The organism is Granulicatella sp. HMSC30F09 (assembly GCF_001806915.1).
GTDB classification, from domain to species: Bacteria; Bacillota; Bacilli; order Lactobacillales; family Aerococcaceae; genus Granulicatella; species Granulicatella adiacens.
In genome coordinates, this window is record NZ_KV786435.1 from 17,506 (window position 1) to 29,825 (window position 12,320).

The following is a 12,320-nucleotide window of genomic DNA, read 5'->3' on the forward strand; positions in this document are numbered from 1 at the left end:
ATCTCCAATCGAATGTTTTTCATAGATAGTAGCTCAGTGTTTTGTGTTTGCACCGCGATTTATGGTACAATGAGCCAAACGAAATTTTAGAAAGCGAGGGACTCAAGTGTCCACAATCCAATACATTAGTACACGAGACACAAACAATCGCGTGACCGCTTCTCAAGCCATTCTAAAAGGAATCGCTGAAGACGGCGGATTATACGTACCAACTACCCTCCCAGAAGTGACTTTGGACTGGGAAGTGTTAAAAAATCAAAGCTATCAAGAAATTGCCATTGAAATTTTATCTGCATTTTTAACAGATTTTACAAAAGAAGAAATCACAGCCTGCGTACATTCAGCATATGATACAACGTTTGATACTAAAGAAATCGCACCTGTGAAAAAAGTTGGCGACCGTCACTTTATGGAACTCTTCCACGGAAGAACTATCGCCTTCAAGGATATGGCACTATCCATCTTGCCATACTTACTTACAACTTCCGCTAAGAAAAACAAATCTGACAAAGAAATCGTGATTCTAACAGCGACATCTGGAGACACTGGGAAAGCTGCTCTTGCAGGATTTGCGGATGTACCTCACACAAACATCATCGTCTTCTATCCAAAAGGCGGCGTAAGTACCATCCAAGAACGCCAAATGGTCACACAAGCAGGCGACAACACATTTGTCTACGGTGTAGAAGGAAACTTCGATGACGCACAAACAAAAGTCAAGGAGTTATTTGCGGATAAAGAGTTAAACGCAACACTTGCAGAAAAAGGATTCCAATTCTCTTCTGCTAACTCGATTAATATCGGACGTCTTTGCCCACAAATCGTGTACTACGTATTCGCGTATGCACAATTAGTCAAAGACGGCACTCTAGCAATTGGCGCCCCAATGAACGTTGTGGTGCCAACTGGTAACTTCGGTAACATCCTAGCAGCCTACTACGCAAAAGGAATCGGTGTGCCAATCAATAAACTCATCTGCGCTTCAAATGAAAACGATGTGCTTGTTGATTTCTTCCAAACAGGAACATACAACCGACTTCGCGAATTTAAATTAACAAGTTCTCCAAGTATGGATATTCTTGTTTCAAGTAACCTTGAGCGTTTCGTCTTCGAATTAACAGGACGAAGCTCAGACAAAACAAATGCACTAATGACTTCCCTAAAAGAAAGCGGAAGCTACTCTGTTCCAAATACAGATACGGCTCTCTTCAAACAATTTTACGGAAATCGTGCAAGCCAAGAAGAAACCGCTCAAACGATTCATGATGTATTTAAGAGTGAGCATTACTTATTAGATCCACACACTGCGGTCGCGGATGCTGTGTATGCGAAATATAAGAAAGAAACAGGAGACGCCACTCCTACTGTGGTGGTATCGACTGCTAGTCCATACAAATTCCCACAAAGCGTACTTTCAGCACTAGACGTGGATACGAATCAATCCGACGCAGAACTGATGAACGCGATTCAACAAGAAAGCGGCATTGCCATTCCAACAGCTGTAACAAGTGTATTGGATGCGCCAATCCGTCATACAAAAGTTCTTTCAATCGAAGGCATGAAACAATCTGTCCTAGATTCATTAAACATTCAATAAAACAAATAAAGACAAGAAAAAGTCGAATCGACTATTTCTTGTCTTCTTTTTTACCCTTCTGTTAAGAACCCTTGTGCTTTAAGAACATCGAGCATTTCAGCTCGTTTCGCACCAAGCGTATGGTATTTTGTAGACACTTGTTTTGTAAAGGCATCTACTCGACGATTAGCATCGCGAAGGTCGTAGTACTTTGTAACAGTCGCATCATACTCTTTTAACTCTTCTAGTGGATTCTCAAGCTCACGATATCCATTTTCCATATGAATCACTTCTTTTGGAAGGCGTGGTTTTAATTGAGGCTCTTGATTTGGCCATCCCACAGCTAAACCGATTGCTGGGTAAGTGTATTTTGGTAAATTTAACAATTCAACGACTTTAGCTGTATCGTTGAAAAAACTACCTAGATAAACTGTCCCCATCCCTAAAGATTCTGCCGCAACAACAACATTCTGAGCTGCAATCACTGCATCTGTTAACCCCGATACGAAACGGTCTGCGCTACCTTGAACTCCAACTTCTTGTCCTAAGGCTTTTGCAATTTCAGTATTACGTCTTTGATCCACCACAAATACGAATAAATGTCCGCTAGTAGCCACATAAGATTGTCCACTCACGGCAGCTAATTCCTTCTTCAACTCTGGATTTGTCACACTAATAATCGAATAAGCTTGCAAGTACATACTTGAAGCTGTTCTTTGCGCCACTTCTACTAGTAAATCCACTTCTTCTTTTGTCAATGTTTGGTCTTTAAACGCACGAATCGTACGGTGATTTAATTGTGTTTTGATGGTTTCATTCATTTTGATGGCTCCTTTGTATCAAAAAAAGAGTCGACTGCTCAACTCTTTTTGGTTTTTAGAAATATTGTTTGCCTGTTTCGAGGGCTTCTTTATCCATAATCACTTCGCCATATTCTTGCAACACTTCCCATGAAATTCTTGAGAACTCTGCATACTCACGAATAAGCGCCATTTTCGCAGCGACTTCCTCTGGTTTTTTCACTGGATGGAAAACATGTAAGAAGTAATGTCCACTATAGCGATATAGAACAGATTGTTCAAACTCTCCTGCTGTTTCTTTTGCCATTGAAACAAAGTCTTCGAAGTCTTCAAAGACAACTGTCACATCGATTGGTTTCAATGTTGAAGATTTATCTTCCGTATTAATGACTGGTTTTGGAGAAATTTTTCCTTCTTCTTTATCCTCTTTACGCTTCTTCCCAATACGGTCTGTTAGAGAATGTTGAATCGTATCGACGATATTGCGCACCATACGCTCGTCTGTCGATTCATCTCCCATGTCCACAATACGTGTCACATAGAGTTCTAGGCCATCTGGATTTGGCATGATTTGAAAACTCAATCCGTCTGAATCTTCGAATTGATTCAAGACGCCCATCTCCTCTAAAATACTATGGAAAAAGCTTTCGATTTCGCCTGGATTTCCAAGTAATTCAGGTATTGATGTACCACGGTCGATGAGATCTTGGTTCTCGATACGTAACAAGAATGTATCGTCGTTAATGCGTTCCATTTCCATAATATTCACCCCTTTTTACCTTATCTATCTATTCTAGACCAAACCTGAAAAAAATAAAAGAAATACGATTGGAAGACTAATACAAATTGGTTTGTGCTTTGTGTTTGTTGAAAAACAGCTTGAGATGGGGCAAATTGAACTTGCGTTCAAATATACTAAAAAAAGATTACTGCGAATTCCTTGCGGATTCTCTTTATAATCGCTGTTACGGGGCACCGGTGTAAGCCTTGGTCTTACACCTTCGAAGCTTCAAACGCGGAGTATGGAACAAGTTCCTACTCCGCGTGATTCTTCTTCGATGCGATTCCCCGTTACTACGATTATAAAATCCGCAAGATTCTTCGTAATCTTTTTTTATTTATTCTGTTCAATTTGACCCCATACCAAGCTGATTGAAAAGGTGCTAAAACCTTCGTATTTCTTATTTTTGGAAGGGTGAATAGTATGGAATTGGGCGCGAAACGACGATACTTTTTTCTTTTATTTATAAGGCTTAGGCTTTGCGGAGGGTGAGGCCGAATTGTCTTATTCGGATATGTTGGATGCTAAAGGCTAGTGCTAAATACAAGACTCCGAATAAGAGGACCATTCCTAGATTCATGGCGTAGCTTGAGAATTCTAGTGATGGGTTTTTGGTTGCCGTCATGACATAATACACTGGAAAGAATTTCGCAATGCTAATAGCTACTGGATTGAGCAACTCTAACGGTATGAACATCCCTGAAATAAAGGAGATGCCCATCCCCACTACTGTACTTGCTGCAGAATACCCATACGTGTTATCCCCGATAATCACCGAGCAAAGAAAGGCCAGAGCGTAGGCGGTTAGTGCCATCGCAAAAGTGAGCATTAACGCCTTTGGAGCCCCCGCACTAACATAAAAGCTTGTTGCTACAATGGCCACGAATAGTAAGTTGACTCCGACGATAATTCCAACGACCGTTAAGCCACCGAGGAATTTTTCAATCGTCACTTGGTTTACACTCTTCATACCGATGATGATTCGTTTCGCGACTTCATCCTTTTCAAGTAAGGCAAAGATTAAACCAAGTAAGAAAATAAATACTGAGATATAAACGAACGGTGTGTATGCAAAGTAGAATTTACCAAATTTTGCATAGTAATCGTCATCTTTAAGTGTGGTGTCTTTTGAAATGACACTCACTGATGCTTGCTCGCTTAAAATATTATTCATATTTTCAACGCTGAAGTTGCCTTGAGCTTTCAATACAACCGCATAGCGAATATACGAATTAACATACTCACGAAGGATATTTCCGTTCAGAGAATTTCCAATTTCCATAGTAACGGCTGACTCGCCATTATTGATTCTTTCAGCAACGTCCGACGGAATCCAAAGTGCACCATCCACATCATTTGCATACACAGCTTCTTTCATGCTGTTATCGCTAATGGTTGTGAGTGTAACTTTATGAGCCTTTTGAAGTGAGGCGACGAGTGCATTCATAATTTCGCTACTGCCATCTGATTCGTCTTTAATCATAACTTTATATTGTGTATCTTTGAAACCTGTGACTTCGTTGTTTCCTAGCACATGAGAAAGGCCATTTGCCATAAAGATGACTAGGAAAATAATCGCATATGATTTTAATCGATAAGCAAGTTTTAGAAAATATTTATAGACTATCATAACGTGTTCTCCTTAATCTCCATAGTGCACATCCTAGAAGTGCTAGTGTGTAGATGCCAAGTAAAAGGTAAATTCTGCTGAGATCTGCACTTCCTACGAGGCGGTTTAATTGATAAAATCCTGTAACCATTAATGCGACTGGATTAAATTGGTTAAATCCTGGCATAAAGGTATTGGCAAATCCTCTTATGGCTGTCCCCATCATTCCAGCGAGTGCTGAAAGGACGAGATTTATGATTAACGAAAACATAATTCTTCCCTGTATTGTTAGTTTTTGATTAGTTCCAATAAGAAGCCCTGTAGCAATACCAAACACATTTCCTAGCAATATGAGAAGAAGACTACCCGCCCAATCTGCGAATAGATTAATTTTCAATACTTGTGTCATATAGACAAGTAAAATAGCGTTTGAAGCGATATTGAGTAACAAGCCAATCATAAAGCAGTTGATTATGAGTTTGCCTTTGCTAAATGGGCTACCCATAATCCGGCGCCCAATTGGCGATAAGTTTCCGTTTAAGTACGCTGCACAAACGACACCGGTAAACAACGAGTACATCGTGAAGCTGGCAATCGCTGTGTAAAACAACATCGTTCCTTGACTGACATCAGTCGTTTCCTGGGTTACCCAACTCTTGTTAAAGTCGATGGTTGCTGCGCCTTGCCTCAAACTTTGAACTTGTTTAATTTGTGTCACTACATTTTTCAAAACACTTTGGGGAACCCCCGATGATTTGCTTACGAATACATCTAAGTTATTGTCAACGAATCCGTCAGCTTTATCATCTGTTACGAGTTCTTTCCCAGCCTCCTGAGAATCAACATCAATAATTTCAAAATAGTCTCCCGCTTGTTCAAATACATAATGATACGGATTATCTGTTTTCATGGCTACACGAACTGTACCCATATCTTGATTCATAATCCCTGAAAAAGACACGAAATAGATTGAAACCAAGATAATCGGATAAAGTAACACCCAGAACGAGAATGAAAAATCTTTTAATGCGTCTTTTGATAAATAAGTAAATAATTTTAAGAATGTCTTCATGAATCTCGAAGTCCTTTCCCTGTATATGCAAGGAACACATCGTCTAAACTTGGTTGTTCACTGTATAAACGAACATAGCTCAAGTTCAATTCTTCAAGGGCGTTAGCCACGTGAAGCAAGTGATTCGTTCCCTGTTCGAAATTGAATTTCAGATGATCTTTATGTTGCTCTAAAACAAGAACGTGCGGAATTTGTTTTAAGCGAGCTACTTGTTCTTCTGTTGGAACTGTTGAAAGTTCTACTTGAATAATTTCAGAAGTTGCAATAGATTTTTTCAATTCTTGAGAAGTACCTGAAACAATACTCTTCCCTTTATCCATAATCACGATTCGGTCACTTAAACCATCTACTTCATCAAGGTAGTGAGTTGTATAAATAATCGTACTCCCTTGTTCATTAAGCTTACGAATTCCATCAAGAATAAAAGAGCGACTTTGCGTATCAACCGCCACAGTTGGTTCATCAAAGAAAATGAGACTTGGTTTATGTACGATTCCGCAGGCGATGTTCAAGCGGCGTTTCAACCCCCCACTCAATTTTTTTGGAACGAATTTCCGGAAATCTTGTAGTTCTACAAACTCAATTGCCTCTTGTACATATTGTTTTCGTTGCTTAGAATCTGAAATATATAAACCGCAGAAGAAATCAATATTTTCTTCTACAGTTAAATTATCTAAATACGCTAAATCCTGTGGAACAATCCCAATTTCGCGTCGTACTTTATTGGATAACGGAAACTTGCTTTCTCCTAGAACCGTTACTTCACCACTATTAAAGGTTAAAAATCCTAACATACTGTTAATCGCAGTTGTCTTTCCACATCCGTTTGGTCCAAGAAGCGCTAAAAGCTCTCCTTTACGAATTTCAATATCAAAATGATTTAATGCCATCAAGTCTTTGTATCGTTTTACAAGACTTTTTACTTGGATACTGTTTTCCATTTCTTCACCTCATTGATTGTTTTTACATTCTTAGTATATCCAGCATGCTTGTCACAAACTAGTGTCAAATGTCGTTAGTTTCATATGACATTTGTCATAAATGAGTAGATATTTCTCCCTATTTGGGCTACACTGAAAGAAAGAGCGTCGGAGGTGAGAGGTTTGCGGACTTTTTTAGAGAAATTAATGTTCTTTATTCTGATTAGTATGTATTTGATGGGACAACAAGTAGAGGTCTTTACAATCTTTCTAGGACTTTGTATTTTTATTTTCTCTCTATCCATGGAAGTTTTTGAAAATAGTTGGATACAACGCATTGCTTTGATAATTTCTGGTGCATTATGTATTGTCTTTCCTGAGTGTGTACTGTATATTTCAATTTTCATCATGCATGCCGTTCAACTGTTTGGACCCCCAGGAATTTTTACTGGAGTTCTCCTTCTACTACGTCCAAATCTATTAACATTACTACTAACCGTTATTGGAACATATCTTATTTTGCGTAGTAGCTATGATAAAAAATTCAGAATAAAGAGTCACCTTATCCAAGACGACTTGGAGCATGAACGATTGATTCTACTTCAAAGGCAGCAATTTAGCCAAGAAGAAACCTTAAAACAGATGGAGGTGGCTACTCTCAAAGAACGTAACCGTATTTCCCATGCCTTGCATGATCAAATTGGACATACGTTGAGTGCGTCGATTATGCAACTAGAAGCCCTACAAATTATCACTAATGAACCTGTTGTGGAGAAAAAATTGGAACAAGTTTCAGGAATTCTTCAAAGCGGAATGAACGAAATCCGTTCAACCATTCATAACCTTTATGATGACTCCTTCTTACTTTCTCAAAAGATGGATGAAATCCTTCATCCCCTTGAGAAGAAGGCGCAAGTCAATTATCAAAACACAATCTCTGATGAGATCCCCATCGGTTTGAAATACGATATCCTTACCATTTGTAAGGAAATGATTACGAACTTTATGAAGTATTCAAATGGAAATCAACTTCAATTGTTCTTATTAGAACAGAACAATTATTATACGATTCAATATAAAGATAACGGGAACAAAACTCATAATATAACCCCGGGAATGGGACTCACAATGATGAAAGAACTCGTAGAGAAACATAAAGGAGTTATGACACTACAAACTACAAACGGATATGACATCTTTATCCGTATTCCTAAACAGGAGGAGCCCCATGATTAAAACGATTCTTATCGACGATGACTTTTTAGTTTTGCAAGCCTTAGAAACCATTCTATCTGTTCAAGACCATATTGAAGTAGTAGGGACTGGAAACGACGGGCGTGATGCTGTTGAATTATATATTACTCATCAACCAGACCTCGTTTTGATGGATATTCGTATGGAACCAACTAGTGGAATTGAGGCAGCACATGAAATTTTAAAGGATTTTCCAAAAGCAAATATTTTATTCCTAACGACCTTCCAAGATGATGAGTATATTACCAAAGCACTTTCGATTGGTTGTAAGGGATATTTATTAAAACAACATATTAAAGGCATCCTGCCAGCCATCGAAGCAGTAATGAACGGGCAAATTGTTTATGATTCAACGATAGAAATGCCGGTGAAGAAAACATTTGAGAAGAAATCAAGCGCTCATTTAAGCGAACGTGAAAATGAACTGCTCTATCTAGTTGCAGAAGGCTTTAACAATAAAGAAATCGCTGAGAAAATGTATCTCAGCGAAGGAACCGTTAGAAATTACTTATCCGCTTTACTCGAAAAGTTAGAGTTAAGAGACCGTACACAACTGGCTGTGTATTACTATAAAGAATTATAAAAAGGAACTTCAATAGAAGTTCCTTTTTTGCAAGCAGTTCGCTTGTGAATGATTATTTCCATCTTTTTCCAAATAACTAATTCATTTTGCGCACAAAAAAAGCCCTGAATTCTCGGGACTAGTTTTCTTTAAAAGTTGACTAGACGTTGAGCCATATCTAATTCATATGCTCGTACTTCTCTTGATAAGAAACGACGAATTTCGTCTTCGTTATATCCCACTTGGAATCTCTTTTCATCTAACATAATTGGACGACGTAGTAATCCTGGATTGTTTTGGATTAATGAAAATAGTTGATTCAAAGGGACTTCATCTAAATCGATTTTTAACTCTTGAAAGGCTTTAGATCGAGTTGAAATAATCTCTTCGGTGCCATCTTCTGTCATACGCAAGATGTTTTTAATTTCATCGATTGTTAATGGTTCTGAAAAAATGTTTCTTTCGGTGTAATCAATGTTGTGCTCTTCTAACCAAGCTCGAGCTTTACGACATGATGTACAACTTGGTGAGGTATATAATGTAACCATTCGCTATGTCCTCCTTTAATATGATACTCTGGCTTTAATACGTGTATTATTATATATGATATATTAAAAAAAATCTATATGATTTTAGAAAAAATTTTTGATTTTCACAAACTTTTTGCAAAATTAATGAAAATTTTATTCTTTCAAAATAGTTTTCACTCGCTTTCATTCTGATAGAAACAGACTTTAGGAATTTGACTGTATTCACAATCACTGAAAAATATTATTTTTATTTTTCATGAAAATCCCTTCAAAATAAGGTATAATAAAACTACAAACTTTAAGGAGCACTACTATGTCTAAAAAAAGAATTTTCTCTGGCGTGCAGCCTTCTGCAATTCCAACCATTGGGAACTATATTGGAGCTATGAAAAACTTCGTGGCACTTCAAGATGAGTATGATTGTACTTACTGTATCGTAAACCAACATGCGATAACTGTTCCACAAGACCCAAAGAAATTAAAAGAGCAAACTCGTTCGCTTGCAGCACTTTACCTTGCGATTGGTTTGGATCCTGAAAAATCAACCATCTTCGTTCAATCGGAAGTTCCAGCACATGCACAAGCCGCATGGATCGTACAATGTAATGTCGGCGTTGGTGAATTAGAACGCATGACGCAATACAAAGATAAATCTCAAAAGCAACAATCCGTTTCGGCAGGGTTATTAACCTACCCTCCGCTAATGGTAGCTGATATCGTTTTATATAATGCTGAAGTGGTCCCTGTTGGAGAAGACCAAAAACAACATATGGAATTAACACGTGACTTCGTTGAACGCTTCAACAGTCGCTATGGAAATGGCAACCAATTACTTGTGATGCCAGAACCATTTATTCCAAAAGCAGGAGCTCGTGTCATGAGTCTTCAAACACCTACAAAAAAAATGAGTAAATCAGACGCAAACGTAAAAGAATACATCAGCATGCTTGATGAACCAGCTGTGATTCGTAAAAAGATTAAGAGCGCTGTTACTGATTCAAGTGGTGTGATTGAATTCGACCCAGTTGAAAAACCTGGCGTATCGAACCTATTAACCATCTTCTCTGCTTTCTCTGGTGAAAGTATTGAATCATTAGTGTCACGCTTCAAAGGCGTAGGTTATGGTCAATTTAAAGAAGAATTAGCCGATGCCATTATCGCAGTTATGGAACCAATTCAAGAGCGTTATTATGAGTTGTTGAAATCTGATAAATTGGATGAGATTTTGGATGAGGGTGCTAAGAAAGCAAATTACGTAGCGAATAAAACACTACGCAAGATGGAAAAGGCGGTAGGCTTAGTGAGATAAACTATTTTTTATAAATGAGATCCATTCTTCTAGAATGGGTCTTTTTTGATTATCTTTAAAACATCAGTTTTATTATTGAAAGAGTCATAGTGGGACACCGGTTCAAGCCTTAAGTCTTTCACCTTTGAAGCTTCAAAGGTGGAGTAAGGAAATCCTTCCTAACTCCACCTAATTCACATTCAATGTAATTCCCCACTATTCTTTCAATAAACTGATGTTTTTGGATAATCAAAAACCTTTCTATGAGATAAATCTACTAAAATAGTTTATCTCACACCGCAAAATGAAAAAGGCTAAATGATTACTTTCTAATTAAATTAGCGCGGCGAAATCGAACCTTATAAAGGCCGAGGGGCTCTTTTTCTTTATGTACAAGTGAACTTTTCTTAGTTTATCTCCCATTGCAAAGGAAAGTAGGCTATTTAACAATTCTTGATAGGATCCACCTAAACCTTATAACGTTTACGGGCATTCTTTTTGATTATCTTTAAAACATCAATTTTATTATTGAAAGAGTTATAGTGGGACACCGGTTCGAGCCTTATGTCTCTCACCTTTGAAGCTTCAAAGGTGGAGTAAGGAAATCATTCCTAACTCCACCTAATTCACATTCAATGTGATTCCCCACTATCCTTTCAATAAACTGATGTTTTTTTGATAATCAAAAGGATTTCTATGAGATAAATTTACTAAAATAGTTTATCTCACACCGCAAAAAGTAAGGTAAATAAAAAAGTGCTAGGAATCCTAGCACTTTTTATCGTTTGCTTATTCTACTACAAGAAGTCCCGCTCCAATAATTCCATTGTCTCCCTTAATGGTGGATGCTTTTATATTTTCTAAAATATGTTTTTGTTCGTGATGCAAGAGAAGTCCCAATTCCTCTTTAATCAATTCAATAAAGTCTGGATTGTAATTTGAAACGCTACCCCCGAATACAATCACTTTTGGATCCAGAAGGCAAACCATTCCATGCAATGCACTAGCTAGCCCTTTTGCAGTCTCCTCAATGATTCTATTTGCCGCTTCTTCCCCAGATCTCCATTTTTCAAAAACATCTTTTGTAGTTAAGGCTACATCTTCATACAACTCTCTCCCCGTACGCTCAATAGCCACACCTGAACAAGCTCCCTCTAACGATTCTAAACATTCAAAGTACGGAACTTTTAGAAACCCAATTTCTCCTGAAAAACCTTCCCCGCGTAAAATCGTATTATTGACAATGTTAGTCGCTGCAATCCCTGTTGATACAGTAACATAACCAAACATGTCAGACGATTTTAAATGAAGTAATCGATATTCCGCATAAGCAGCCACTTTTACGTCATTGTCAATGCGTACTGGAATATCGCCGAATGTTTGTTTTAATCGTTCTACGACTGGAAAATTTGCCCAAGGAATATTATTTTGGAAAACAGCTACCCCATTTTCCACATCCACTTTCCCTGGCAAACCAACACCAATACCGTATGTATCTTGAATACGTAAATCATTTTCTTCGAGTACCTCTTGAATGAGTTGGACCACTCCCTGATACAAACTTTCTGCACTCTCAGTTTGGCTAGGTCTTTGAGAACGACTAACAATTTCTCCCTTCTCATTAATCAACGCAACAGCTACTTTTGTTCCCCCAATATCAACGCCAACTGCTACTTTCATCAAAACCCCTCCATTCATTTTGATTTCGTTTCTAAATTTATTTTACAATGAAATCTCCAAAAGCTCTTATCCTTTCTTGCGGTTTACTATAACTATTTTGCTCTCCTTAAAACATTTTAAAAAATGATAACCTTATTGATAGCCGTTTTGCTGTCTTTTTCTAACATTCTCTCCTTCTCTCTACTCCTCCCTCTTTTCTTCGCAAAAATTGTCTTATTTCACACCTAAGGATAAGAAACAGCGCTTAT

At 37.9% G+C, this 12,320-nt stretch carries 11 protein-coding genes; 4 read left to right on the forward strand and 7 right to left on the reverse strand.

Annotated elements, in window-relative coordinates; translation table 11 throughout:
* The first annotated feature begins 106 nt into the window (after positions 1-106).
* On the forward strand, positions 107-1,597 hold the full coding sequence (gene thrC, locus HMPREF3103_RS08055; RefSeq protein WP_070439106.1) for a threonine synthase: 1,491 nt from the start codon (positions 107-109) through the stop codon (positions 1,595-1,597).
* Between the two features lie 50 nt (positions 1,598-1,647).
* On the opposite strand, the gene HMPREF3103_RS08060 is transcribed toward thrC, so the two are convergent.
* From HMPREF3103_RS08060 to HMPREF3103_RS08080, 5 genes are all read right to left on the reverse strand, one after another.
* Positions 1,648-2,397 carry an NADPH-dependent oxidoreductase gene (locus HMPREF3103_RS08060; RefSeq protein ID WP_070439109.1) on the reverse strand — a complete coding sequence of 250 codons (750 nt, stop codon included), beginning with the start codon at positions 2,395-2,397 and terminating at the stop codon, positions 1,648-1,650.
* A gap of 55 nt (positions 2,398-2,452) precedes the next feature.
* On the reverse strand, positions 2,453-3,136 hold the full coding sequence (locus HMPREF3103_RS08065; RefSeq protein WP_070439112.1) for an adaptor protein MecA: 684 nt from the start codon (positions 3,134-3,136) through the stop codon (positions 2,453-2,455).
* A 493-nt stretch (positions 3,137-3,629) separates the two neighbouring features.
* Positions 3,630-4,787: an ABC transporter permease gene (locus HMPREF3103_RS08070; protein WP_070439115.1), complete on the reverse strand. Its 1,158-nt coding sequence runs from the start codon at positions 4,785-4,787 to the stop codon at positions 3,630-3,632.
* Positions 4,774-5,838, reverse strand: a complete 1,065-nt coding sequence (locus tag HMPREF3103_RS08075) for an ABC transporter permease (RefSeq protein WP_070439118.1) — start codon at positions 5,836-5,838, stop codon at positions 4,774-4,776. The genes HMPREF3103_RS08070 and HMPREF3103_RS08075 overlap by 14 nt, the downstream gene beginning before the upstream one ends.
* Entirely contained in the window at positions 5,835-6,779 is a 945-nt protein-coding gene (locus HMPREF3103_RS08080) for an ABC transporter ATP-binding protein (protein ID WP_070439121.1), read from the reverse strand. Before HMPREF3103_RS08080 ends, HMPREF3103_RS08075 begins: the two co-directional genes overlap by 4 nt.
* A 153-nt stretch (positions 6,780-6,932) precedes the next feature.
* On the opposite strand from HMPREF3103_RS08080, the gene HMPREF3103_RS08085 reads away from it, so the two are divergent.
* Positions 6,933-7,994 (forward strand): sensor histidine kinase, encoded by a 1,062-nt coding sequence (locus tag HMPREF3103_RS08085; RefSeq protein WP_246826969.1) that lies wholly within the window; start codon positions 6,933-6,935, stop codon positions 7,992-7,994.
* Complete coding sequence (locus HMPREF3103_RS08090; RefSeq protein WP_005607126.1) at positions 7,987-8,595, forward strand: response regulator transcription factor; 609 nt, start codon at positions 7,987-7,989, stop codon at positions 8,593-8,595. The genes HMPREF3103_RS08085 and HMPREF3103_RS08090 overlap by 8 nt, the downstream gene beginning before the upstream one ends.
* A gap of 128 nt (positions 8,596-8,723) precedes the next feature.
* On the opposite strand, the gene spxA is transcribed toward HMPREF3103_RS08090, so the two are convergent.
* A complete protein-coding gene (spxA, locus tag HMPREF3103_RS08095; protein ID WP_070439124.1) occupies positions 8,724-9,122 on the reverse strand; it encodes a transcriptional regulator SpxA in 399 nt (132 codons plus the stop codon).
* A gap of 295 nt (positions 9,123-9,417) precedes the next feature.
* Between spxA and trpS the strand changes: the two genes are divergently transcribed.
* On the forward strand, positions 9,418-10,413 hold the full coding sequence (trpS, locus tag HMPREF3103_RS08100; protein ID WP_070439127.1) for a tryptophan--tRNA ligase: 996 nt from the start codon (positions 9,418-9,420) through the stop codon (positions 10,411-10,413).
* Between the two features lie 768 nt (positions 10,414-11,181).
* Here the strand turns inward: trpS and HMPREF3103_RS08105 are convergent.
* Entirely contained in the window at positions 11,182-12,072 is an 891-nt protein-coding gene (locus HMPREF3103_RS08105) for an ROK family protein (protein WP_070439130.1), read from the reverse strand.
* Positions 12,073-12,320: the final 248 nt, after the last annotated feature.